Below are 24712 nucleotides of genomic sequence, written 5' to 3'. Positions count from 1 at the left end.
GCAATGTTATATTCTCTCATCCAAAATTCAATCATTCACTCATTTATTTATGTCTTAAATACGCATCTATTAAAAAGCATACAGCAAATACAACAGATGCATAACCATTTAAGGTTTGAAATGCCCTGTTTACTTTGCTGATATCGTTTGGTTTTACCAACAAGTGCTGATAAATCAACATTGAACAGAAAAACGCAATACCTACATAATAAACCCAGCTAAAAGAGGTAAAAAATACAGGCAAAATAACACAAGTTGCAGAAAGTATATGCAAAAGCACCGAAACATTCAGAGCATTTTTAATGCCAAGTGCCGATGGAATGGAATGTAATTTTTCTTCGCGATCAAATTCTTCGTCCTGTAATGCATAGATAATATCAAATCCGCTCACCCAGAACAATACTGTTAAGGAATAGAGCACAGGTACTAAGGCGAAATGTCCGGTTACGGCAATATAAGCGCCAATAGGGGCAAGTGCCAGGCCTAAGCCCAATACCAAATGGCAAAGCGCAGTAAAACGTTTGGTATAGCTGTAAAACAAAACCACAAATAAAGCCACAGGCGATAAATAGAAACAAAGTGGATTAATAAAGTAGGTGGTAATGGCAAAAAGCACACAATTGGCGATAACAAAAATCAATGCTTCATTTGCTGAAACTTTACCTGCAGGGATATCGCGCATTTTAGTACGCGGGTTCTTTGCATCAATGTTTCTGTCGAGATAACGGTTAAAAGCCATGGCCGAGTTTCTGGCAAATACCATGCAGAGCAAAACTAAAATGAGTTTATACCATGAAAATGGATTTTCTGTAGTGGTTACACCCAAAAAAAAACCAATCATGGCAAATGGAAGCGCAAAAACGGAGTGAGCGAATAATACGAGTGAAAAGTATTTTTTCATTTTTTAAGAACTGATTAATTCCTTTAGGGGATGATTACACAGATTATTTGATTACACAGATTTCTTAATGGTTAACTGAAAATTGTGAACTGCGAACTGAAAACTGGTTAAAACTTCTTATAATCCGTTGGTACCACGAAATCTTTATTCACCTCATAAATGAAATTTAAAACTTCATCTTTTCCAGTTCCTTTTTCGGCAGAACTGATAAAAGTGGCTGGAATCTCTTCGAAAAATTCGCCTAATTTTTTCTTAAAGGCAGCTACATTTTTCTGGGTGGTAGTCATACCCTGTTTATCAGCTTTGGTAAAAATTAGCGAAAAAGGGATCTGTTTTTCACCTAACCAATAGCAAAATTCAATATCAATTCCCTGAGGTTCTAAACGGCTGTCTATCAGTACAAAAACACATTGTAAACTTTCTCTTTTGGTGATATAAGCGCGGATAAATTTTTCCCATTTCTCTCTGCTGGTTTTAGAAACCTTGGCATAACCATAACCCGGTAAATCGACAATGTACCAGGCCTCGTTAATTAAAAAGTGGTTAATCAACTGTGTTTTTCCAGGACGTTGAGAGGTTTTAGCTAATCCATGCTGATTAACCAGCATATTGATTAATGAAGATTTACCCACGTTAGAGCGACCAATAAATGCATATTCGGGCATGGTTGGTACCGGTAGTGCCGAGATCTGGGTGTTGCTGCAAACAAATGTTGCCGTTTTGATAATCATGGTGCAAAGGTAGGGTTTTGAGTCCGAAGTCCGAAGTCGGAACTCCGAAGTACAAATCGATAATTTTTTAAACATGATTTTTGACATTACACTGAATACTTTGCACCAAAGAGTTCGGACTCCGGACTAAAGACTCCCGACTTTTCTCTATCTTTGCCTCATATCATGAATCAGAATATTACTCCATACCAGGTAGAAGATGCAACTAAAAAAGAGCAGGTTGCAACCATGTTTAACAACATTTCGGGCACTTACGATTTTTTAAACCATTTTCTCTCTTTAGGGATTGACGTATTATGGCGTAAGAAAGCCATTAAAGAACTGGTTTCCATCCATCCAAGAACTTTACTTGATGTAGCTACAGGAACAGGCGATTTTGCTTTTGAAGCCATTAAAAAGCTGCATCCAGAAAAGGTAATTGGTGTTGATATTTCAGAAGGAATGTTAGAAGTAGCCAAAAAGAAAATTAACGAGCGCAGCTTAAATGAAGTTTTTACCGTTCAGGTAGGCGACTCTGAAGGCCTGCATTTCGAAAATGATACTTTTGATGCCATTACCTGCGCCTATGGTGTACGTAATTTCGAAAATCTCGAAAAAGGATTGACTGATATGTACAGGGTATTAAAGCCTAACGGAAAAATGGTAATACTGGAGTTTTCAAAACCAAAGGTTTTCCCGGTAAAACAATTGTATAGTTTTTATTTTAAACAGGTAACACCGTTTTTTGGAAAACTCTTTTCTAAAGACCATAGAGCCTACACTTATTTGCCAGAATCGGTAGCTGCTTTTCCAGACGGGGAAGATTTTACCAGACTGATGGAAAAAGTTGGGTTTAAAAGTACCAAACAAAGAATTTTAACGTTTGGAATAAGTTCGATATATGTAGGGACCAAATGATCAGAAAATTAAGCCTCATTCTTTCATTTTTTATGGTTTCTGCAACCACCTTTGCTCAGAATTGGGGTGGCGGAATAGATGATGAAGATTGGAGTTTTGGTTTTAATTTTCAGTATATCTCGTCCGAATACAAAATCCTTAAAAAGCCAAATTGGAGATCCCCTTTTTATGAGGTGCCAAATTCGTTTGATCCATCTTACAATCCAGGCGTTCCGCTTACCTCAACACTAAATTCTATTTCCAGCCCACCAGCTCAAGGTTTTGGATTGGGTTTTGTAATGAATAGAATGATCTCTGATAACTTCGATATCAGGGCAACGCCTTCACTAATTTTTAGTGATAGGGTAGTCGCTTACGAGTATGAGCCAATGGCGCCAATTATCCTGGGCACAGGGCAAACAAAAAACTTCCAAACAATGGTAGAAAGAAAAGTTCAGTCTACGATGTTTGAATTCCCATTAGGCATAAAGGTAAAATCGAACCGGCTGAACAATTTAAGGGTCTACTGGTTGGGTGGTGCGAAATATTCTATAGATATAGCTTCGAAAAAGAAAACTTTCGATGAAGGCGAAACCGCTGTAAATAAGTTTTTAAAAAATAATAGAAATTACCTGTCGTACGAAACAGGTATTGGTTTCGATATTTATTTCGAGTATTTTAAAATGTCGCCCGAAATAAAACTGTCGTATTCGGCCAACGATTTGCTTCAGCACGACAATACCGTTTATGCCAACCCGATAGATAAGTTGAAATTACGTCAATTAACATTCAGTTTGATTTTTCAATAGCCCTGCAATCCAAAAAAACTTACCTTTGCTGTTACAGGTAAATCAAGAACTTTATCTTAAAGGATTACCCAGACTTAAAATTCATAAAAATGTCTAAAATCGCATTAATTACAGGTGCAACTTCTGGTATTGGCGAAGCTTGCGCACATATATTTGCTCAACAAGGTTATAACCTGGTATTATTGGCCCGCAGAGAAGATCGCCTGGCTAAAATTGCACATCATTTAGAAGACAAATATGCCATTACGATTAAACAGGTTTTGGCAGATGTTCGCGATAAAGAAAGTCTTACCGCTGCTTTAGAAGTTTTGCCGGCAGAATGGAAAAAGGTTGATGTTTTGATCAACAATGCAGGTTTAAGTCAGGGTTTAGACCCCATTGATAAAGGTGATACCAACGATTGGGACACCATGATTGATACCAATGTAAAAGGCTTGCTTTATGTAACCAAAATTGTTTCCAACTGGATGATCCCAAATCAATCGGGTCATATTATTAATATCGGTTCTATCGCCGGGAAAGAAGTTTATCCAAATGGAAACGTATATTGTGCAAGTAAACATGCTGTAGATGCTTTGAGTAAAGGCATGCGCATCGATTTATTACCTCATGGCATTAAGGTTACCGAAATTAATCCGGGCATGGTAGAAACAGAATTTTCGGTGGTACGTTTTAAAGGAGATGAAGACCGGGCGAAAAAGGTGTACGAAAACCTGGAGCCGCTAATTGCCGGCGATATTGCCGATGCCATTTGGTATGTTGTGAGCCGGCCAAAACATGTTAACATTAACGATATGCTGATTATGCCAACCGCACAGGCTACCGCAACAATTATAAATAGAGTATAAGTTTTCAGTTGGCAATTTGCAGTTAACAATTTAGCAATCCTGCAATTAAACAATTAAAAGAAATGATATCAACTACAATAGATCAGGAAATAAAAAAAGCCATGTTGGCTAAAAACAATGCACAGTTAAGAGGTTTAAGAGCAATAAAAGCAGCCTTACTTTTGGCTAAAACAGAGAAAGGATCTTCAGAAGAAATTACAGAAGAAACTGAACTAAAAATTCTTCAGAAACTGATTAAACAACGCCGTGAATCTGCTGATATTTATAAGCAACAAAATCGCGAAGATTTGTATCAGGTAGAAGAAGAAGAAATTGAAGTGATTAACCAGTTTTTGCCAAAACAGTTGGATAAGGCTGAGGTTGCTGTAATTATCGAAACAGTAATAAAACAATCTGGTGCTACATCGGTTAAGGATATGGGGAAGGTAATGGGCATGGCAAACAAAGAACTTGCAGGTAAGGCTGACGGTAAATTAATTGCGGAAATTGTTAAAGAAAAACTAGCTTAATTTAAAGCTAAAAGCAGAAAGACTAAAGCTGAAAGCTTATTATAAAATATGTATCTTGATACTTAATACTTGTTTCTCGATACCTAAAAATAGGTTTTTATACCGTTTTCGATTTTATTTCAGAAAAATGGCATATAAATGCATAAATTTAATTTTACTCTACTAACTTAGTAGCACAATACCATCTAAAATAGATATGACTTACCCGATAATAGAAGAAGACGGATTTAAATACATTGAAGCCGGAACAGGCGAGACACTGGTATTGTTACACGGCCTAATGGGCGAACTAAGCAATTGGGAACTGGTTATCGAACAGTTTAAAGATCGCTATCGTGTAATTATTCCAATTTTACCAATTTACGATCTCCCTATTTTAACATTGGGTGTAAAAGCATTGTCGAGGTATCTTCATCGTTTTTTAAAATATAAAAATTTAAACCAGGTAGTGCTTGTTGGTAATTCGCTTGGTGGCCATGTTGGTCTGGTATTTACCGTTGCCCATCAGGAATTTGTTAAAGCGTTGGTACTTACAGGTAGTTCTGGTTTATACGAAAATGCTTTTGGAGGGTCTTTCCCACGTAGAGAGAGCTACGATTATATTAAAGAAAAGGTAGAATTTACTTTTTACGATCCGGCAACGGCAACTAAAGAACTGGTAGATGATGTTTTTAAAACGGTTAACGATAGATCAAGGGTTATTCGTATTTTAACCATGGCAAAATCGGCAATTCGCCACAATATGTCTAAAGATCTTTCGAAGATTACCATACCGGTTTCCTTAATATGGGGTAAAAACGATAAGGTTACTCCGCCGGAAGTGGCAGAAGAATTCCACCAGTTATTGCCAAACTCAGAATTAAACTGGGTTGATAAATGCGGGCATGCACCTATGATGGAACACCCACAGGTATTTAACGCTTACTTAGAAAAATTTTTAGATAGAATATTGTTGAAATAAATGTTTGCAGCAGAAATCATATCAGATTCAATCCCATCACTAAGAACCGATGATACGGTGCAGAAAGCTTTAGATCGCATGAACGATTTTAAACTGAAGCATTTGCCGGTTGTTAATGAGGCAACTTTATTGGGTTTGGTTTCTGAAGATGATTTATTAAATATTGATAATCACGATACACTTTTAAGCGATAGCGCGGTAAATACGCTTAATGTTTTTGTGTTGAATAATGCGCATACCTATGATGTAATCAGGTTATTTAGCCAGCTAAAATTAACAGTTATTCCTGTTCTGGATCAACAGAAAAATTATGCTGGTTTAATTCCTATTAGTAATATGGTAAATGCTGTTGCCGAACAGTATGCCGTAAATGAACCTGGCGGAATTATCGTTCTGGAGATTAGTAACCGTGATAATTCTCTGGCCCATATTGCGCAGATTGTTGAAGCCGATAATGCACAGGTACTCTCTTCTTATGTAAATTCTTTCGAAGATTCAACACGTCTGGAAGTAACGCTCAAAGTTAATAAAACAGAAATCACTTCATTGGTAGCCTCTTTCGAAAGATATGATTATCTGGTTAAAGAGGTTTACAATAATACCCAGATTGATGATGGATCGCAGGAGCGTTACGATTCTTTCATGAACTATTTAAATGTATAAACCTACTTTATGAGGATTGCAATTTACGGCAGAGATTTTAATGATACGGTTTTGCCCTATGTACAAGAGGTTTTTAATCATTTAGCAGAACACCATATTCAGCCTGTTTTATATTCCAAATTTAAAACATCCCTTCATGGTAAAATAAAACTGCCTTCCAATACAATCATTTTTCATAACCATGCCGAACTCAAAGACCATGCTGATGTATTGTTAAGCCTGGGTGGAGATGGTACTTTACTTGATACCTTATCGTTGATCCGCAATTCTGGCATACCCGTAATCGGGATTAACTTTGGCCGCCTGGGCTTTCTAGCCAGTATCAATAAAAACGAAATTGGATCAGCACTCAATGCACTGATCAATAAGGAATATACCTTAGATTCCAGGTCACTTTTAACCTTAGAATCCGATAATCGTTTATTTGGTGAAGAAAACTTTGCGTTAAACGATATTACGATTCACCGTCGCGATAATTCCGCTATGATGATTATCCACGCTTCAATGAACAACGAGTTTATCAACTCTTATTGGGCCGACGGATTAATTATAGCTACCCCAACCGGCTCTACAGCATACTCTTTAAGCTGCGGTGGCCCAATCATTTATCCGGATTCTGAAAATTTTGTAATTACACCCATTGCACCGCATAACTTAAATGTAAGGCCAGTGGTTGTACCAGATGATAATAAACTCTCTTTTGAAGTTGAAGCCAGAGAATCAAAATTTTTGGTTTCGTGCGATAGCCGAACCGTTACCGTAGAGCGTTCAGTAAAAATTAGTATAAAAAAGGCAGATTTTTGCATAAATCTTATCCGCCTTAATAATGAAACCTACTTAAACACGTTAAGGAATAAATTATTATGGGGCATTGATACCCGTAACTACTAAGTATGGCGCCAGGCAAACAGCTATTAATTATCCTCTTTCTCATCTTTAGCTGGGAGTTCGTTCATGCACAGCGTGAAGTGATCGGTCAACCTTCCTGGGAAGTTGGGGGCATGGCTGGTGGTGCCGGTTATATGGGCGATCTTAATCAGAACAATCCATTATATATTAATGGTTTGTCTGGCGGACTTTATGTAAAGCGCAATTTTAACCAATACCTGGGTGTTCGTTTAAACTATACTTTCGGGCAGATAAAAGCTGATGATGCCTATTCTAACAACGAGCAGTTCCGCGAAAGAAATCTGCGTTTTAAAACATCACTGAACGAACTTAGCGGCCTGATTGATTTTAATTTTTTTAATTTTAGCCTTGGGGGCGGAACACGTCAATTTACGCCGTACCTTTTTACGGGAGTGGGTTTACTGATGTTTAAACCGACTGTAAAAGTTAATGGCGAAAGGTACAGATTAGATAAACTGAAAACTGAAGGCCAGGAAAATGCCTATAATAACTTAGTTTTAACCATTCCTTATGGCCTGGGATTGAGATACAATTACAAAGATACCTGGAGCGTTTTTACCGAATTGGGTTATAGAACACCGGCTACCGATTATATTGATGATGTAAGTGGACGTTATCCGGTTAACCCGGTGCTTGTTGAAAGTGGCTCAAACCAGGTTAATTTATCCGATCCTTCACGCTTTCAAATTGGACAGCCGGGAACCCAAAGAGGCGATTTTCGAAAAAGGGACACTTATCTATTTGTTAGTGTTGGCATATCTTTTACCTTTGTATCCTCAAAATGCTATTCCTTTTAAGCTGATTTTGACATAATTAATGGGATTTAAAGAACAAATAGACTATAGCCGCCTGCCAAAGCACATTGCCGTAATCATGGATGGTAATGGAAGATGGGCAAAAGGCCAGGGCAAAATCCGGGTTTTCGGACATGAACAAGGTGTACTTTCTGTAAAAGATATTGTAGAAGGTTGTGTTGAGGTGGGTATTGAATACCTTACTTTATATGCTTTTTCTACTGAAAACTGGAATAGACCTAAAGAAGAAGTAGATGCTTTGATGCAGATTCTGATTTCTACTATCAATAAAGAAACCGAAACACTTAATAAAAACAATATTAAGCTGAATGCCATTGGCAATATTGAATCTTTACCACAGGAGTGTATAGATGATTTAAAGGAAGCCATGGAAAAAACAGCCCATAACGAAAAATGTACCTTAACACTGGCACTAAGTTATAGTGCGAAATGGGAGATTTTAGAGGCCGCTAAAAAAATTGCATCAGCTGTAAAAGACAATGCCATTTCTTTGGATGATATTAATGAAGAACTGTTTTCATCGAAACTAACAACTGTAAATATGCCCGATCCTGAACTCATGATCAGGACCAGTGGCGAACACCGTATCAGCAATTACCTGCTTTGGCAAATGGCTTATACTGAGTTTTATTTTACTGATGTTTTATGGCCGGATTTCAGAAGTGAAGATCTTTTCGAGGCCATTGTAGACTATCAAAAACGCGAACGCCGTTTTGGTAAAATTAGCGAGCAATTAAACTAATTTTTCTTTTAACACTTTTTAACAAGCGTTTAAGCTAACTTAGCACCACTTTTATACGATAAATGAAACCATAATAAGGGAACAACGTAAAGAAATTCTGCTTTATAAAACACCGTTACCTTTTGGTCATTACTGAACAAATAATTTTAATGAAAAGAATATTTCAGGTTTTAATCCTACTAGTTTTAGCCGCTCCGGCCTTCGCTCAAGTACGTCCACAAGGTCAGGCTCCGGTAACCCCTTCTTTAAAGGTCGGTGGCTTAGATCTCGATTATTTTAGTCCAAAAGAATATATCATTGGAGGTACAACCGTAACCGGAACCCAATATTTAGATAAAGAAGTATTAATCACTTTGTCTAAATTAACTAAAGGCGATAAAATCGTTCTTCCTGGGGAAGCAACTTCTGATGCCATTAAAACGTTGTGGGCACAGGGCTTGTTTGATGATGTTAAACTTAACATCGAAAAATTTGTTCAGGATTCTGTTTATTTTGAAATTGAAGTAGTAGAACGTCCGCGTTTAAGTTCGATAGATTTAAAAGGTATCCGTAAATCTGAAAAAACGGCCATTCAGGAAAAGTTAAATGATAAAACGGGAAAAATCGTAAACGATAACCTATACAATACCACATCGGCCATTGTTAAAAAATATTTATTAGATAAAGGCTTCTTCTTTACCAAGATCGATTACAAAACGCGTAAAGATCCGAATGCAGAAAATAGTGTGGTATTAGAAGCATATATTGATAAAGGTCATCGTGTTAAAGTACAACATATCGATTTTACTGGGAATAAAGATTTCAAATCAGCAAAACTGAGAAAATACCTTAAAAGCCCTAAGCAGTTTGCCTGGTGGCGTTTTTGGGGCTCTGGAAAATTCGCAAAAGAAAAATACGAAGAGAACAAAGTTAAAATGATTGGTAAAATGCACGAGAAAGGTTATCGTGATGCGGAATTATTAAAAGATACCATTTACCAGTATAACAAGAAAAAAGTTAATATCAGAATGGACCTTTACGAAGGTAAAAAGTATTATTTCGGTAATATAACCTGGGCAGGTAATGCCATTTATCCGGATAGCATTTTGAAAAAAGTATTAACCATTGAAAAAGGTGATGTTTTTAGCGAAGAAAAATTAAATAAAAAATTAAATGGCGGTGGCGAAAACGGTGGCGACATTAATAGTATGTATACCGACAATGGATATTTAACTTTTAATATCGATCCGGTACAAACCAAAATTTATGGCGATACTGTTGATGTGGAATTACGCATGTACGAAGGACCGCAATATACCAACAACCGCATTACTATAAAAGGTAACACCATTACCAATGATAAGGTTGTTTTACGTGAGATCCGTACCAAACCGGGACAGAAATTTAACAAAAGTGATTTAATCCGTACCATTCGCGAAATTGGTCAGTTAGGTAACTTTGATGAGTCTAAAACGGTACCTACACCTCGCCCTAACCCGGCAGATGGTACTGTAGATATTGAATATGCAGTAGAAGAGAAACCTTCAGATCAGATCGAATTATCAGGTGGTTTTGGTGGTGGTCGTGTTATTGGTACATTGGGTTTAACCTTCAATAACTTTTCATTACGCAACTTATTTAATTTAAAAGCTTATAAACCATTGCCAAAAGGTGATGGACAGAAATTAAGCTTACGTGGACAAACCAACGGTAAATATTACCAATCGTATAGTTTCTCATTCTCACAACCCTGGTTTGGTGGCGAGAAACCGGTAAGCTTTGGAGTGAGTGCATTTACCTCATTGCAATCTAACGGTATCAGCAGCAGTGATCCGCTATTTCAAAAAATCCGTTTAAACGGGGTAACCGTTAGTTTAGGTAGAAGATTAAACTGGCCGGATAACTACTTCCAGTTAACCCACGCAGTGAGTTTACAACAGTATATCTTAAATAACTATACAGGTTATTTATTTAGCTCAGGTACATCTTATAACTTAAGTTTATCACAAGAAATTAGCCGCGATTCAAGAGATTCGCCAATCTTCCCTAAATCGGGATCATTTATCCGTTTCACTGTTCAGGCAACGCCACCATATTCACTGTTCAACAAAGTGAATTATGCAACGGCATCTGATAAAGAAAAATACCGTTTTACCGAATACCATAAATGGAAATTCGATTCGCAATGGTACCAACGTGTTGCAGGTAACTTAGTAATTAAGGCGCAGGCACAATTCGGTTTCTTAGGTCAATATAGCAAAGCAGTAGGTCAATCCGCATTTGAGCGTTTCAAACTGGGTGGTGATGGTATGCAGGGATTCGATTTCTTACAGGGATCTGAACTAATCGCCATGCGTGGTTATGCAAACAATACCGTTATTCCAAATGGTTCTGATCCAAGAATTGCGCAACAATCTGGTAGCCCTATTTATACTAAATATGTACTGGAGGCGCGTTATCCGGTTATAGCAAGTCAGCAAGCTACAGCCTTTGTTTTAGCCTTTGCAGAAGCCGGTAATACCTGGAACAGGTTTGGCGATTTTAATCCTTTCAACGTGAGAAGATCAGTTGGTGTAGGTGCACGTATCTTCTTACCTATATTTGGTTTATTGGGTATTGATTACGGACATGCATTTGACAGAATCCCGGGAGTAGCTGATGGTGGTAAGCAAAACTTCACTTTCAGTATCGCACAACAATTAGGTGGATTTTAATTGATAAAGCGTAAAAATTTAACTAATTATGCAATAAATCATTGCAATGGGAGTTTAAAGAAAGCTTAGGTTATTATTATATCATTAACACACACACAAATGAAGAAGTATCTTTTTATCGCATTCCTGCTTTGCACTTCTTTTGGTGCTTTTGCACAGAAGTTTGCTTACGTAGACACGGAGTATATTTTGAAACATTTACCAGAATATAAATCGGCACTCAGTCAGTTAGATGTAGCATCTAAACAATGGCAACAACAGGTTGATCAGAATTTTTCTGAAATTGACAGGATGTACAAGGCTTATCAGGCAGATCAGGTTTTGTTAACTGATGATATGCGCAAAAGACGTGAAAACGAAATCATAGAAAAAGAAAAACAGGCTAAAGAATTTCAACGTTCTAAGTTTGGGCCCGATGGAGATCTTTTTCAAAGCAGGGTAAAATTAATTAAGCCTATTCAGGATAAAGTAGCCGAGGCTATTAAACAGATTGCAAAATCCAAATATTTAGACTTCATTTTCGACAAGAGCAGTGAAGCAACAATGATGATTTATGCAAGTAGCAGTTACGACGTTAGTAATGATGTAATTGTAAAGTTAGGTTATAAACCAGGGACTGTAAATAATTAGTATATTCGCCCCTGATTTTTGAAGGAAAACAATTAGAAAAAAAATAAAAAAGTAAAATAAAACGATGAGAAAGTTAATTAACGTATTCTTTGTAGCAGCAGGGTTATTGTTTACAGCGAATATGGCAAGTGCACAACAAAAATTGGGTCACATTAATTCAGAGGAGGTTTTTGCAAATTTACCTGAAGCTAAAGCAGCTCAAACTACTTTAGAAACCTTAGGTAAACAAAAGCAAGCCGATATCGATGCAATGATCAAAGAATATCAAAGCAAAATGTCTGCTGCAGAAGCTAAACAAAAAACTTTAAGTGAAGCTAACAAAGAATCAGTAGGTAAAGAATTACAAGCTGCAGGTCAGGAATTACAGGATTTAGAAAAACGCATTACTGATGCGCGTACTAAAGCTTCACAAGATATAGGTACTAAACAAGGTGAATTATTCCAACCTATCCAGGCTAAAGTTGCAACTGCAATTTCTGCTGTAGCTAAAGAAAAAGGGTTAGCTTACGTTTTCGATATCGCAAACGGACAAGGTGGTAACAATTTAGTTTTCTGGGAAGGTGGTGATGATATTACAGCTTCAGTAAAAACTAAATTAGGAATCACTGCAACTGCAGCAAAACCAGCGGCACCTAAAAAATAGTCATGAGTCGTGAGTTCGGAGTCGAGAGTCTCCCTACCAGTTCAAGATATAAGGCGGAATTAAGTTTAACTTAGTTCCGCTTTTTTGTTTTTAGGATTTTCGTCATGCTGATCCAATAACTATCGGATTCATTTCAGCATCCTTGATGTTCACTTAAGTAAGATCCCGAAACAAGCCACCACATCATTTAACTACTTTCGCATTTCCATCCAGCTAGGCCATAGCACGGTATCCCCGTTCTACTTAAATCCGGCCTAACAAATTTTTCGGGCTGCACTGCTCTGGCCGCACAACTGGCTTCAAAAGAAAACGGCGAAGCCCTCATGAATGCAACTGAATTTATAAACAACAAATGAATAAATTTTCAGCCGGCATTTTTTGTTTCTTTTTGATGCCAAAAAGAAAGAGCCCTTCGGCGGCGGCGAGCCGAGGCAAGACCCTAGCATATGTCAAAAAAATCAGTTATACGCCACTAATAACACTAACATTCCAATTTTCAACTAACTTTACAACTTTCTAATATTTCAACTTCCAACACAATGCAGGCTTCGCCAATAGGTATTTTCGATTCAGGTTACGGTGGCTTAACAGTTTTTCGTTCTATTGCCGATAAATTGCCCGATTATAATTACATCTATTTGGGTGATAATGCCCGTTCGCCCTATGGCGATCATTCTTTCGAGACCATTTATAAATATACCTTAGAATGCGTAGAATGGCTTTTTGCTAAAGGATGCCATTTGGTTATCCTGGCTTGTAATACGGCATCGGCAAAAGCGCTCAGAACCATCCAGCAGATCGATCTTCCTGCTAAGTATCCAGATAGAAGGGTATTGGGCGTAATCAGGCCTACGGCAGAGGTTATTGATGGATATACGACCACGAAACAAGTTGGGGTAATGGGAACCAGGGGAACGGTCAATTCTCAATCTTATCTTTTGGAGATCAATAAATTTTTTCCTGAGATTAAGGTTTACCAGCAAAGCTGTCCAATGTGGGTTCCGCTGATCGAAAACAACGAACACCTTGAGTCGGGAGCAGATTTTTTTATCAATGAATATTGCGGTCAGTTATTTAGCCAATCGGCAGCTATTGATTGTGTGTTATTGGCTTGTACACACTATCCTTTATTAATGCCTAAACTGAAGAAAGTATTTCCGGATCATATAAGCGTTTTAACGCAGGGTGAGATTGTAGCTAGTAGTTTAGTTGATTACTTAAAGCGACATCCTGAAATCGAAGAAAAACTAGCTAAACAGGGCGAAAGAGATTTCTATACCAGTGGTGATCCTGCAGCTTTTGATGAACACGCCTCTGTTTTTTTTGGAGAAGCGCTGAAATCAAATAAGATGTGATGGATATGGATTGTTGAATTGCCAGATTGTTTGATTGTTGACGTCCAATCGCCAGCTGGAATCGGTTAACTGTCAAATACAAATTGTTAAATGGTAACCTATGTCTGGTCAGCACTGTTCACTAAGAGAAATATTAACGGATTGAGGATATTCTTTGGCAGCCCTATGCGCTTTGGAAACAGGCAAGAATATGTTTTTAAGACCATCCTTGAACGGGTGTGCTTCGTAGCTGCTGGCGGGCAGCATCGGCTCTGGCTTACCAAATAAAGACCTAAAGCAGACCCTGGCTTTACCTTTTAGGTAACCAAAAGGTAAAGAATAGGTAACCAAGGGGTAACCCTGGGGTTAACTTGGTGTACAGAAAGGGTAAACAACTGGTAAAGAAAGGGTAAACAAATTTTTGTCCATAAATTCCAAACTCCCAACCCAATATTCCAATCTAAATTGCTGTGGCAATTGCGCTACCCTGGTATCACTGTAGGATAGGATAATACTTCTAAAAAGGCAACAACTGCATCTTTTTCTGCAATACTTAATTTTAACTCTTTTAATAACTTGTTGTTTTAAATTATTTTAATACTGCTAAATAACGTTAAGTTGTATGATTCCAAATTAACCCCGTTGTGACAAAAGAAAACATTTTTGTTTAGGTTGTAATGGTTTAAAAGGATAACTTTGCGGCTTCAAACCCACACAATGAGTGATCAGATAAAACACGAATGCGGAATCGCTTTTATTCGCCTGTTAAAACCACTTTCTTACTACCAGCAAAAGTACGGTACAGCACTTTACGGCCTTAACAAATTATACCTTTTAATGGAGAAACAGCATAACCGGGGCCAGGATGGCGCAGGTATTGCCACCATTAAGCTGGATATGAAACCGGGCAGTAGGTACATTAGCCGATACCGGAGCATGGCATCTAATGCGGTAGCAGATATCTTCGAATATGTACAGAACAAATTTGTCGATATCCAGGAAAACACCCCTGAATTAATGCAGGATACAGAATGGCTCAAAAACAACGTAAGCTTTATTGGCGAGGTGTTAATGGGCCATTTGCGTTATGGTACGCATGGTAAAAACAGCATCGAAAATTGCCACCCTTTTTTAAGGCAAAACAACTGGATGACACGTAACCTGGTCATTGCAGGTAACTTCAACATGACGAATGTTGATGAGTTATTGGAGCAATTGTACGAGTTAGGTCAGCATCCAAAAGAAAAAGCAGATACCGTAACGGTATTAGAAAAAATCGGTCACTTTTTAGATGATGAAAATCAGGAGCTTTTCGATCAGTATAAAAAAGAAGGGCATGATAACGTTGCAATTACACACAAAATATCTGATAATTTAGATATCGCGAATATTCTTCGCCGCTCAGCCAAAACATGGGATGGAGGTTATTCTATCTGTGGTATGGTGGGTAATGGCGATTCGTTCATTATGCGCGACCCTGCAGGTATCCGTCCGGCATATTATTATTATGACGATGAGATTGTGGTAGCGGCTTCGGAAAGACCAGCTTTACAAACTGCATTCAATATCCAGTTTAAAGATGTTAAAGAGATCGATCCGGGTCATGCTTTAATCATTAAGAAAAACGGTGAGGTAAGCATGGAGCAATTCCGTGAGCCTACTGAAAGGTTATCCTGCTCTTTCGAGCGTATCTATTTCTCAAAAGGAAGTGATGTTGAAATTTACCGTGAGCGTAAACAGTTAGGTCGTTTACTAAGCGATAAAATCCTTCAGGCCGTTAACTACGATTTAAAAAATACAGTATTCTCATTTATTCCAAATACGGCAGAAGTGGCGTTTTTCGGAATGGTTGATGGTGTACAGCAATATGTACGCAGGCACCAGAAAGATATCCTGTTACATAAAAAAGAAACACTTACAGATCAGCAGCTTGAAGACCTGTTGTCTTTAGCGCCACGTGTAGAAAAACTGGCCGTTAAGGATGTAAAATTAAGAACTTTCATTACCCAGGACGCAGACCGGAGCGAAATGGTGGCACACGTTTACGATACTACCTATGGTATTATCAACAACCACCAGGATACTTTAGTCGCATTGGATGATTCGATCGTTCGTGGTACTACTTTAAAGCAGAGTATCATTAAAATTGTGGACCGTTTACACCCTAAGAAAATCATTATTGTTTCTTCTGCACCTCAGATCCGTTACCCTGATTGTTATGGTATCGATATGAGCAGAATGGGGCAGTTTGTGGCTTTCGATGCTGCAATCCAGTTGCTAACCGAGCGTGGGATGTGGCAGGTGATTGAAGATGTTTACACCAAGTGTAAAGCTTCGTTACTTTTACCTAAGGAGGAAATTGTAAACCACGTTAAGGAAATTTATAAACCCTTTACTCCTGAAGAAATCTCAGCTAAAATTGCACAGATTATTACCCCAAAAGGTACTGTTGCTGAGGTTGAAGTAATTTACCAAAGTTTAGAGAACCTGCATGAGGCTTGTCCGAAAAACAAAGGTGATTGGTATTTCTCAGGAAATTACCCTACACCAGGTGGTAATAAAGTGGTTAATAAAGCTTTTGTGAACTGGAAAGAAGGAAATAATCAAAGGGCATACTAGCCCCTAAATCTCCTAAAGGGGACAAGAATAACAAATAGCTCATAGTAATATGGGCTATTTTTTTGCGCTCATTATTATTTTACCACCGAGTGCACTGAGTTTGCACAGAGAAAGAAAAGCCTTTAGGCTCCGATCATGGTGATAAACCAAGGGTATTTTTTTTACCACTAAGGCACGGAGGCACAAAGAAGGTTCTCATTTCTATTAATACCACTGCATTTCCCTACCTAAACCTGACATTCGCGGAAAGCCCGGAGGCAAATTCTTCATTTGCTGAGGACTTGCAGCATTGGCAGGAGTGACGCTTAATAGTAGCAATACAACTGCTTTTCAAAACTTTTAACCATAAGGCACAATCGCTGATGTTAGAGGTGAAGGTTGATGCTTTTAGCGGTTCGTGAGGATACGAACCACGGCGGGAGGAAATCGTCATCTCGACAGAAGCAACGCGTAGTGGAGAGATCTTTAGACTTTATTAAAAGATCTCTCCACTACGGTCGAGATGACGATACTTCGCTATTTAGATTTTTACTACTGCATTTCCCTACCTAAACCTGACATTACCGGAAAGCCCGGAGGCAAATTCTTCATTTGCTGAGGACTTGCAGCATTGGCAGGACTAACAATAATAGTTGTACTGCACCTGCTTTTCTAAAAATATTTGACCACCTAAGCAGACCTTAACTTGGAATACAATATATTATGCGTAAAACTTCAGATAAGTTTTAATGATCAGCCAGAAGGCAAAGAAGATAATGACTACGCCTGCAATTTTATTTAATTTTTTTAATGCATCTTCTTTGATTTTATAACGGAGTTTACTAGAGTAGAAGCTCTTTGCGCCATCTATGCCCAATTGGGTAGCCATGGCAATAAAAAAGCATACTAGTTTTTCGTTAAGCATGTTGTTGAGCTTAACTGAAATAATACCACTCACAATAATCCAGAACATGAGGGTGGAAGGCGTGAGGATACACATTAAAAAACCTTTGAGCACATAACCCCTTTTACTCACTTTTTGTAGTGTGGTGCTATCGTAATTTACGGTGATCTTAGAAACCAGGTAATAAATACCAACTGCAAGTAAAAATATACCCCCGATACTGCCAACGTATTTGTCAAATTCGGCTTTATAATCAACAAACTGGCTACCAAAAAGAACCAGGCCGATTAAGACCACATCGCTAATAATTACACCAACGGCTAAAGAGAAACCAGCTTTGAAGCCCCTTTCTATGCTGGTTTTAATCATTGCAAAAAAAACCGGCCCTGTTAAAAACGACGAAATAATCCCTGCTCCTATACCTAGTAATATGGCTTCAAACATGCATTGTGTTGTTTAGAATATGCGAATATGCAACTTTATACCTAAACATTTAACATTTATTTTTGTTGCATAGGTTGCATAAAAAATACTGGTTATTAGTTTTTTTTATTTATGTTTAGCCCCATTAAAACTAGATTTATAATATGAATTCAGAACAAACACAAACCAAGTGGGCGCAATTTATCCCACTGGTCACTGTATTCTTCTTTTGGGGCTTTGTTGCCGCCAGTAATGACATTCTCATCCCGGTATTTAAAAAGGCTTTTGATTTATCGCAGGCCGAAAGCCAATTGGTTTCACTGGCATTTTACATTGCCTATACCGTGGGCGCCTTAATATATAATGGTATTTCTGTTATCATGGGGCAAGATATAGTAAACAAATTGGGCTACAAAAATTCGCTGGCACTAGGTTTGGTTATTTCTGCACTTGGAACCTTATTATTTTATCCTGCAGCAAACCTGCATTCATTTCCTTTAATGCTTTCTGGTTTATTTATTGTAGCATTAGGTTTCTCCTTACAGCAAACTGTTGCAAATCCGTTAGCTATTGCATTAGGGCCAATTAAAACAGGCTCGCAACGTTTAACGCTTGCCGGTGGTATTAATAACTTTGGTACAACCATTGGACCACTGATTGTAAGTTTCGCCATTTTTGGTTCTGCTGCAAATGCAAATACGAACATCAGCGTAGAAAGCGTTAAAATTCCTTATTTAATATTGGGAGTAGCTTTTATTGCAGTGGCAATTTTCTTAAAAATGTCATCTTTACCTGATAGACCTGCTTTGGTTGAAGCGTCAGCAGATGATACTAAATCGATTAAGGGATCAGCTTTGCAATATCCACAATTGGTTTTGGGCATGATTGCCATATTTGTTTATGTAGGTGTAGAGGTATCAACCGCAAGTAATTTGCCTGCTTACATGGAAAAAGATCTTGGTTTTGCCATTAAAGATATTGCCCCTTATATCTCTTTATATTGGGCAAGTATGATGATTGGACGTTGGACAGGTGCTGTTGAGGCTTTTACCGATAACGTGAGCACGCAAAAAGTGTTAAGGTTTATTGCGCCTTATTTGGCATTTGGTATCTTTTTAGCCGTAAATGCTATTGCGAAACATGATCTGGCTCCTTTTTATATATATGGCTTAATTATCTTAGTATTAATTGCTGCGGATATGGCAAGTAAGGGTAATCCGGCACGTATGTTACTCATCTTTTCGGCAATAGGTATTACTGCGTTATTAATCGGAATGTTTACTAAAGGAATGGTAAGTGTTTATGCAATTACCAGTGTAGGTTTATTCTGTAGCACTTTATGGCCATGTATTTTTACTTTAGCTGTAAGTGGTTTAGGTAAGCACACCAGTCAGGGAAGTAGCTTCCTAATTATGATGATTATGGGCGGTGGTATCATTAGCTGGGCACAGGGTGCAGTATCAGAATTTACAGGTATTCAACACAGTTATATCGTAGGGATCATCTGTTTTGCTTACCTGGCATTTTATGCCTGGAAAGTGGCATCGATATTAAGATCACAAGGGATTAACTTCGACCAGAAAATTTCTGGCGGACATTAATTTTTAATAAAGTAATTTTGCAGCCACAGAGATTTATTTCTTTGTGGCTTTTTTGATTTCTATATGGCAGATAAACCAAGTTTCGATTCGATATTTATGAACCTTGCCACCGATTTGGCAGCCCGTTCGCATTGTGTACGTGCGCATGTTGGTGCAGTATTAACAAAAGATACCCGCATTATTTCTATTGGCTACAATGGGCCACCAGCCGGTACGCACAATTGTGATGAGGAATGGCCAGAGCATGGTTGCGCACGCGATAGTAAGGGGAGCTGCTCTTTAGCCCTGCATGCAGAAGAAAATGCGATACTTTATGCCTCAAAAAATGGTTCGAAAATAGAAGGATGTACTTTATACACTACTTTGTCTCCCTGTATTGCCTGTGCCCGGTTAATTTTATCTTCAGGAATTAAACTGGTGTATTATTCTAAATCATATGCGGCTTACAAAGGCTTGCCAAGCGATGAAGGTGTAGATTTTTTAAGGAAGTTTGGAGTAGAGGTAATTTTGATCGAATCTTAGCGGTTAACTGGTTCATTTGTCATTGGTTCATTAGTACCTGCAAGTTGTATACAGGTTAACCGGTTAATTGTTTAAATCACTTAATTTACTTCGGACTCCGGACTAGCGACTCCGGACTTTTTCCTTCAAAAATCTCAAATCTCCCCTCTCAAATCTCATATCTAATTGGTACCTTTGCGGATGCAAGAAAAAATCATTATCGTCGATTTTGGTTCGCAATTTACACAACTCATCGCTCGTAGGGTTCGCGAACTAAATATTTACTGTGAAATATATCCATACAACAATCTTCCTGAGATTACCGAGGACGTAAAAGGTGTTATCTTTTCGGGTAGCCCATACTCTGTTCGCCAGGAAGATGCGCCTCAAATCGATTTATCAAAATACCATTTAAAATTTCCTTTACTGGCTGTTTGTTATGGTGCACAATATATTGCCCAACATTCTGGCGGTGCAGTTCAGCCATCTTCAACACGCGAATATGGCCGTGCTAACCTGAATTTTGTAAACCAGGAGAATAAACTATTCAAAGGCATCAACATCGATTCGCAAGTTTGGATGAGCCATGGCGATACCATTACCGATATTCCTGAAAACTTTGAACTGATTGCCAGTACAGATAGTGTAAAAGTAGCGGCTTATCATATTAAAGATTCTGATACTTATGCCATCCAGTTTCACCCTGAGGTAACCCATAGTATTGATGGGAAAATCCTTTTAGAAAACTTCCTGGTTGATATTTGCGGATGTAGCCAGGACTGGACTTCTGCTGCTTTTGTTGAAACCACAATTGCCGATATTAAAGCGACTGTAGGTAATGATAAAGTTGTTCTGGCGCTTTCAGGTGGTGTTGATAGCAGTGTTGCTGCGGTACTTTTACATAAAGCCATTGGTACAAACCTACACTGTATATTTGTTGATAATGGTTTATTGCGTAAAAACGAATATGAAAGTGTTTTAGAGCAGTATAAAGATTTTGGCTTAAACATTAAAGGCGTTGATGCTAAAGATAAATTCTTAAGCCAGTTGGCTGGAGTAGAAGATCCGGAAACAAAACGTAAAATTATTGGTCGTGTGTTTATCGAAGTTTTCGATGAAGAATCTCACCTTATTCAGGATGTGAAGTGGTTAGCACAAGGTACAATTTACCCGGACATTATTGAGTCAGTTTCGGTTAAAGGTCCATCAGCAACCATTAAATCGCACCACAATGTAGGCGGTTTGCCGGATTTTATGAAATTAAAAGTAGTTGAGCCCCTTAAAACTTTATTTAAAGATGAAGTGAGAAGAGTAGGTACTGCTTTAGGCTTAGAATCGTTTATCCTGGGTCGTCACCCGTTTCCAGGACCAGGCTTAGGTATCCGCATTATTGGCGAGGTTACTCCTGAAAAAGTAGCCATTTTGCAAGATGCCGATAAAATTTATATCGACAATTTAAAAGAAGCAGGTTTATACGATCAGGTATGGCAGGCCGGAGCCATCTTTTTACCGGTAAGATCGGTAGGGGTGATGGGCGATGAACGTACCTACGAAAATGTAATTGCATTGAGAGCGGTAGAATCATTGGATGGTATGACTGCAGACTGGTGTCATTTACCTTACCCGGTACTGGCTAAAATTTCTAACGAAATTATCAATAAAGTTAAAGGGATCAATAGAGTGGTATATGATATCAGCTCTAAACCACCTGCAACGATCGAGTGGGAATAATTCAATTGTGAGCTTTCAGTTTGGAGTCCAAACTGCATAAAATAAATGTGATGCTAGCAAGGTGGAATAAACTTTGCTAGCATATTTTGTTAAAAACGATAGGTATGAATTTCAAGAAGGTTTATGGATTGCTGGTTTTGTTTACGATAGTTTTGGGTGCTTGTTCGCCTAAAATCAGGACACCCAAGCCCGAAAAGAGTAAACCGGATGAAAAAGAGAAACCTGCAGATAAAAAGCCTGTCAAAAAGTTTTCGCAGGCAAGTGTTTCCCTGCTTGTTCCCTTTAAATTGAACGAGCTGAAATTAAAAACAGCCACAAAAGCCGATATCGAGAAATACGCGATGCCTATCGATTTTTATCAGGGCTTTAAACTGGGGTTGGATTCTGCCGCGGCCCTGGGTTTAAATTTTAAACTAAATGTTTTCGATACAGAGGATGACAATGCACATATATCGCTCTTGTACAGGAATGAGCGTTTTAAACAAAGCAATTTAATCATTGGCCCGGTTTTTCCTGAGGGGTTAAAGTTTATCTCCAATTATGCCAAGGAAAATAATGCAATCATTGTATCTCCATTGGCCGCCTCCGAACCTACTGAATTTAACAATCCAAACCTGGTGTCGGTTGTAAATAATATTGGCTTACATGGTAAAAAGATCGCAACCTATCTGGCTAAAAATTACAATCCCACTAATACAATAGTGGTATTGATTAATCCTAAAAAAACTGAAGACGAGCAATTTGCAGCACCAATAAGGAACGATCTTCAAGCCAATACCAAATTTATTGTGCAGGAGTATGCTTCGGTATATACCTTTGAAACAAGGATGATCAAAGGCAAACAATATGCGGTGGTGCTTACCTCTTCCGACCGTGCTTTTGTGCTCCCTACTATCGAAAAACTGTATAAATTAAAACATCTTCCGGCAGGTGGATATAACATCTCGCTTTTTGGGCACCCGAACTGGGTTAAACAGAATTACCCTACTGATAAACTGCAGGATCTGAATACTATCATCAGTTCATCTTATAAAATTGACTATAAAAATAGTGCAGTGGTCACTTTTATTAAAAAATACCGTTATAAATATGGTTTCGAGCCTGGCGAATATGCTTTTAAAGGATTCGATATTGGCTATTATTTTGGCAAACTACTGGTAACTTACGGAGAAGATTATAAAGATTATATTGTAAAGGATAAGTATAAAGGGCTGCATAATAATTTTTCATTTATCCATGATGAAAAATTAGGCTATATTAACACCAGTTTAATGCTGTTGAAGTTTAAAAACTTTGCTTTAAGCCCAGTTGAGTAATCTATCATTTTCTTCCATTTTAATTATTGCATGAGAGCAGATCATCAGTTAAGAGCCTTTGAACAGATTTTAAATAGTTATGATGGAAGTTTGCCTTTACATCGCTTTCTGCCCGCTTATTTTAAACAGCATAAGCAAATGGGCTCGTCAGACAGGAGGTGGGCTACCCGTCATATATATAGCTTTTTCAGATTAGGAAAAGCTTTACCAACGCTTCATCATGAAGTCCGTTTGAGTATTGCAGATTTTCTATGTCATGATACTTTAAGCTTGCTTGTGGAGAAGAATTTACCAGATTTAAAGGAAAGCATTAATTCACCGCTTGAGGAAAAATTAGCACTGATTAAAGTTAAATACCCCGATTTTAATCTGGAAGACGTTTATCCTTTCCATGCAGCACTTTCTGTCGGTATTGATAAAGAAGCATTTTTTACCTCTTTTTTTAAACAGCCCGATCTGTTTATCCGGGTGAAAGCTGAAGATGCTGCGGCAATTAGCTCTAAATTAGAAGCTGAAAATATTGTAGTTAAAGCAATTACTGATACTGCCCTGGCTTTACCCAATGGAACCAAACTTGAAACCATTTTAAATGAGGGAAGTTACCAGGTTCAGGATTTATCCTCACAACACACTGGCTTATATTTTAAGCCTGATAAATGGGATAAATGGTGGGACTGCTGCGCCGCATCGGGTGGCAAAACCCTGCTTTTGCATAGTTTTGAGCCTGTGATCGAGCTTTTGGTTTCTGATCTGCGTGAAAGTGTATTATTAAACCTGGATGAACGTTTTCGCTTGTCAGGGATTAAAAAATACCATAAAAAAGAACTGGATCTTTTGCAAAATAATGATCAGGTTTTACACCATTATCAGTTTGACGGAATTATTTTAGATGCACCTTGTACAGGTTCGGGCACCTGGGGAAGAACACCAGAAATGCTTACCTTTTTTGAAGAACGTAAAATCAATCAGTTTGCAACCATCCAAAAAGGCATTGTACAGAACGTGGTAAAATACTTAAAGCCAGGTAAACCTTTAATTTACATTACCTGTTCTGCTTTTGCACAAGAGAATGAAGCTGTTGTGCAGCATATGCTCGATACACTTCCAGTAGAATTGGAAAAGATGGAACTGATAAAAGGTTATGAAAATAATGCGGATACGATGTTTGTGGCAAGGTTGATTAAGAGAAGCCAGGATTAATCAGGATTTTAGGATTTCAAGATCAATAGGCTTATTTTTTAGAAAGATTATTCAGTTGATCGTCATTCCCAACTTGATTGGGAATCGTAATGCAATAAGCTTAAATTACGATTAAATGCATGCATACTAAGTATGCTCAAACCAGGATTTGAAATTCTTTTTGAAGTATTTCACTGCTTCTATTAATACAGCGATGGCTCCGATAATTAAGGTATATTCTTCAAAGCTTTTCATGATGTGAGCTTTTATGTTTAGATGAATATACGCAATTATTGTTACAGTTTGGTGAAAGGATTGTCATTTATAGTACTATCGTCATTATGTCCGCAATAGACAAGCATAACGACTTTATTAATTAGATTTCCCCATTCCGC

22 protein-coding genes are annotated in these 24712 nt (G+C 38.0%); 19 read left to right on the top strand and 3 right to left on the bottom strand.

What is annotated here, in order from left to right:
• Nucleotides 1-43 precede the first annotated feature (43 nt).
• Both KYH19_RS14365 and yihA read right to left on the bottom strand, forming a co-directional pair.
• On the bottom strand, nucleotides 44-901 hold the full coding sequence (locus KYH19_RS14365; RefSeq protein ID WP_219075612.1) for a UbiA-like polyprenyltransferase: 858 nt from the start codon (nucleotides 899-901) through the stop codon (nucleotides 44-46).
• Nucleotides 902-1008: 107 nt separating this feature from the next.
• Complete coding sequence (yihA, locus tag KYH19_RS14360) at nucleotides 1009-1632, bottom strand: ribosome biogenesis GTP-binding protein YihA/YsxC (protein ID WP_121283552.1); 624 nt, start codon at nucleotides 1630-1632, stop codon at nucleotides 1009-1011.
• 165 nt (nucleotides 1633-1797) lie between these two features.
• On the opposite strand from yihA, the gene ubiE reads away from it, so the two are divergent.
• From ubiE to KYH19_RS14290, 14 genes are all read left to right on the top strand, one after another.
• The gene (gene ubiE / locus KYH19_RS14355; RefSeq protein WP_219075611.1) at nucleotides 1798-2529 is read left to right on the top strand and encodes a bifunctional demethylmenaquinone methyltransferase/2-methoxy-6-polyprenyl-1,4-benzoquinol methylase UbiE; all 732 of its coding nucleotides are present in this window, start codon (nucleotides 1798-1800) and stop codon (nucleotides 2527-2529) included.
• Nucleotides 2526-3317 (top strand): outer membrane beta-barrel protein, encoded by a 792-nt coding sequence (locus KYH19_RS14350; RefSeq protein WP_219075610.1) that lies wholly within the window; start codon nucleotides 2526-2528, stop codon nucleotides 3315-3317. The genes ubiE and KYH19_RS14350 overlap by 4 nt, the downstream gene beginning before the upstream one ends.
• Nucleotides 3318-3406: 89 nt before the next feature.
• Entirely contained in the window at nucleotides 3407-4165 is a 759-nt protein-coding gene (locus KYH19_RS14345) for an SDR family oxidoreductase (RefSeq protein WP_219075609.1), read from the top strand.
• 62 nt (nucleotides 4166-4227) lie between these two features.
• Nucleotides 4228-4674, top strand: coding sequence for a GatB/YqeY domain-containing protein (locus KYH19_RS14340; RefSeq protein ID WP_219075608.1), 447 nt, complete (start codon nucleotides 4228-4230; stop codon nucleotides 4672-4674).
• Between the two features lie 196 nt (nucleotides 4675-4870).
• On the top strand, nucleotides 4871-5635 hold the full coding sequence (locus KYH19_RS14335) for an alpha/beta fold hydrolase (protein WP_132402481.1): 765 nt from the start codon (nucleotides 4871-4873) through the stop codon (nucleotides 5633-5635).
• Nucleotides 5636-6298, top strand: a complete 663-nt coding sequence (locus KYH19_RS14330; protein WP_132402478.1) for a CBS domain-containing protein — start codon at nucleotides 5636-5638, stop codon at nucleotides 6296-6298.
• 9 nt (nucleotides 6299-6307) lie between these two features.
• A complete protein-coding gene (locus KYH19_RS14325) occupies nucleotides 6308-7189 on the top strand; it encodes an NAD kinase (RefSeq protein WP_132402475.1) in 882 nt (293 codons plus the stop codon).
• Between the two features lie 2 nt (nucleotides 7190-7191).
• Nucleotides 7192-8004 carry a DUF6089 family protein gene (locus KYH19_RS14320; protein WP_132402472.1) on the top strand — a complete coding sequence of 271 codons (813 nt, stop codon included), beginning with the start codon at nucleotides 7192-7194 and terminating at the stop codon, nucleotides 8002-8004.
• A 19-nt stretch (nucleotides 8005-8023) separates the two neighbouring features.
• The gene (locus KYH19_RS14315) at nucleotides 8024-8764 is read left to right on the top strand and encodes an isoprenyl transferase (RefSeq protein ID WP_132402469.1); all 741 of its coding nucleotides are present in this window, start codon (nucleotides 8024-8026) and stop codon (nucleotides 8762-8764) included.
• 149 nt (nucleotides 8765-8913) lie between these two features.
• The gene (bamA, locus tag KYH19_RS14310) at nucleotides 8914-11457 is read left to right on the top strand and encodes an outer membrane protein assembly factor BamA (RefSeq protein WP_132402466.1); all 2544 of its coding nucleotides are present in this window, start codon (nucleotides 8914-8916) and stop codon (nucleotides 11455-11457) included.
• A gap of 99 nt (nucleotides 11458-11556) precedes the next feature.
• Entirely contained in the window at nucleotides 11557-12087 is a 531-nt protein-coding gene (locus KYH19_RS14305; protein WP_121283542.1) for an OmpH family outer membrane protein, read from the top strand.
• Between the two features lie 64 nt (nucleotides 12088-12151).
• Nucleotides 12152-12730, top strand: coding sequence for an OmpH family outer membrane protein (locus KYH19_RS14300; protein ID WP_121283541.1), 579 nt, complete (start codon nucleotides 12152-12154; stop codon nucleotides 12728-12730).
• A gap of 539 nt (nucleotides 12731-13269) precedes the next feature.
• Entirely contained in the window at nucleotides 13270-14085 is an 816-nt protein-coding gene (gene murI / locus KYH19_RS14295) for a glutamate racemase (RefSeq protein ID WP_219075607.1), read from the top strand.
• 696 nt (nucleotides 14086-14781) lie between these two features.
• Nucleotides 14782-16683 carry a class II glutamine amidotransferase gene (locus KYH19_RS14290; RefSeq protein WP_057932784.1) on the top strand — a complete coding sequence of 634 codons (1902 nt, stop codon included), beginning with the start codon at nucleotides 14782-14784 and terminating at the stop codon, nucleotides 16681-16683.
• A gap of 700 nt (nucleotides 16684-17383) precedes the next feature.
• On the opposite strand, the gene KYH19_RS14285 is transcribed toward KYH19_RS14290, so the two are convergent.
• Nucleotides 17384-18010 carry a LysE family translocator gene (locus KYH19_RS14285; RefSeq protein WP_132402460.1) on the bottom strand — a complete coding sequence of 209 codons (627 nt, stop codon included), beginning with the start codon at nucleotides 18008-18010 and terminating at the stop codon, nucleotides 17384-17386.
• 143 nt (nucleotides 18011-18153) lie between these two features.
• Between KYH19_RS14285 and KYH19_RS14280 the strand changes: the two genes are divergently transcribed.
• The 5 genes from KYH19_RS14280 to KYH19_RS14260 all read left to right on the top strand — a co-directional run bounded on the left by KYH19_RS14280 (nucleotide 18154) and on the right by KYH19_RS14260 (nucleotide 24338).
• Nucleotides 18154-19590 (top strand): MFS transporter, encoded by a 1437-nt coding sequence (locus tag KYH19_RS14280; RefSeq protein ID WP_132402457.1) that lies wholly within the window; start codon nucleotides 18154-18156, stop codon nucleotides 19588-19590.
• Nucleotides 19591-19653: 63 nt separating this feature from the next.
• Entirely contained in the window at nucleotides 19654-20112 is a 459-nt protein-coding gene (locus KYH19_RS14275; protein WP_121283536.1) for a dCMP deaminase family protein, read from the top strand.
• A gap of 180 nt (nucleotides 20113-20292) precedes the next feature.
• Nucleotides 20293-21822, top strand: coding sequence for a glutamine-hydrolyzing GMP synthase (guaA, locus tag KYH19_RS14270; protein ID WP_132402454.1), 1530 nt, complete (start codon nucleotides 20293-20295; stop codon nucleotides 21820-21822).
• A gap of 104 nt (nucleotides 21823-21926) precedes the next feature.
• Nucleotides 21927-23138, top strand: a complete 1212-nt coding sequence (locus KYH19_RS14265) for an ABC transporter substrate-binding protein (protein WP_219075606.1) — start codon at nucleotides 21927-21929, stop codon at nucleotides 23136-23138.
• A 30-nt stretch (nucleotides 23139-23168) separates the two neighbouring features.
• Nucleotides 23169-24338 carry an RsmB/NOP family class I SAM-dependent RNA methyltransferase gene (locus tag KYH19_RS14260; protein ID WP_219075605.1) on the top strand — a complete coding sequence of 390 codons (1170 nt, stop codon included), beginning with the start codon at nucleotides 23169-23171 and terminating at the stop codon, nucleotides 24336-24338.
• Nucleotides 24339-24712: the final 374 nt, after the last annotated feature.

It is taken from the genome of Pedobacter sp. D749 (assembly GCF_019317285.1).
In the GTDB taxonomy this organism is placed as follows: Bacteria; Bacteroidota; Bacteroidia; order Sphingobacteriales; family Sphingobacteriaceae; genus Pedobacter.
This window is presented reverse-complemented; position numbering and strand designations above follow the sequence as displayed.

Coding starts and splice junctions, on each gene's coding strand:
- KYH19_RS14340 (WP_219075608.1), top strand. CDS start 4,228: ATGATATCAACTACAATAGATCAGGAAATAAAAAAAGCCATGTTGGCT.
- KYH19_RS14365 (WP_219075612.1), bottom strand. CDS start 901: ATGAAAAAATACTTTTCACTCGTATTATTCGCTCACTCCGTTTTTGCG.
- bamA (WP_132402466.1), top strand. CDS start 8,914: ATGAAAAGAATATTTCAGGTTTTAATCCTACTAGTTTTAGCCGCTCCG.
- KYH19_RS14320 (WP_132402472.1), top strand. CDS start 7,192: ATGGCGCCAGGCAAACAGCTATTAATTATCCTCTTTCTCATCTTTAGC.
- KYH19_RS14260 (WP_219075605.1), top strand. CDS start 23,169: ATGAGAGCAGATCATCAGTTAAGAGCCTTTGAACAGATTTTAAATAGT.
- KYH19_RS14275 (WP_121283536.1), top strand. CDS start 19,654: ATGGCAGATAAACCAAGTTTCGATTCGATATTTATGAACCTTGCCACC.
- murI (WP_219075607.1), top strand. CDS start 13,270: ATGCAGGCTTCGCCAATAGGTATTTTCGATTCAGGTTACGGTGGCTTA.
- KYH19_RS14265 (WP_219075606.1), top strand. CDS start 21,927: ATGAATTTCAAGAAGGTTTATGGATTGCTGGTTTTGTTTACGATAGTT.
- KYH19_RS14350 (WP_219075610.1), top strand. CDS start 2,526: ATGATCAGAAAATTAAGCCTCATTCTTTCATTTTTTATGGTTTCTGCA.
- KYH19_RS14305 (WP_121283542.1), top strand. CDS start 11,557: ATGAAGAAGTATCTTTTTATCGCATTCCTGCTTTGCACTTCTTTTGGT.
- guaA (WP_132402454.1), top strand. CDS start 20,293: ATGCAAGAAAAAATCATTATCGTCGATTTTGGTTCGCAATTTACACAA.
- KYH19_RS14325 (WP_132402475.1), top strand. CDS start 6,308: ATGAGGATTGCAATTTACGGCAGAGATTTTAATGATACGGTTTTGCCC.
- KYH19_RS14335 (WP_132402481.1), top strand. CDS start 4,871: ATGACTTACCCGATAATAGAAGAAGACGGATTTAAATACATTGAAGCC.
- KYH19_RS14330 (WP_132402478.1), top strand. CDS start 5,636: ATGTTTGCAGCAGAAATCATATCAGATTCAATCCCATCACTAAGAACC.
- KYH19_RS14285 (WP_132402460.1), bottom strand. CDS start 18,010: ATGTTTGAAGCCATATTACTAGGTATAGGAGCAGGGATTATTTCGTCG.
- ubiE (WP_219075611.1), top strand. CDS start 1,798: ATGAATCAGAATATTACTCCATACCAGGTAGAAGATGCAACTAAAAAA.
- KYH19_RS14290 (WP_057932784.1), top strand. CDS start 14,782: ATGAGTGATCAGATAAAACACGAATGCGGAATCGCTTTTATTCGCCTG.
- KYH19_RS14315 (WP_132402469.1), top strand. CDS start 8,024: ATGGGATTTAAAGAACAAATAGACTATAGCCGCCTGCCAAAGCACATT.
- KYH19_RS14280 (WP_132402457.1), top strand. CDS start 18,154: ATGAATTCAGAACAAACACAAACCAAGTGGGCGCAATTTATCCCACTG.
- KYH19_RS14300 (WP_121283541.1), top strand. CDS start 12,152: ATGAGAAAGTTAATTAACGTATTCTTTGTAGCAGCAGGGTTATTGTTT.
- KYH19_RS14345 (WP_219075609.1), top strand. CDS start 3,407: ATGTCTAAAATCGCATTAATTACAGGTGCAACTTCTGGTATTGGCGAA.
- yihA (WP_121283552.1), bottom strand. CDS start 1,632: ATGATTATCAAAACGGCAACATTTGTTTGCAGCAACACCCAGATCTCG.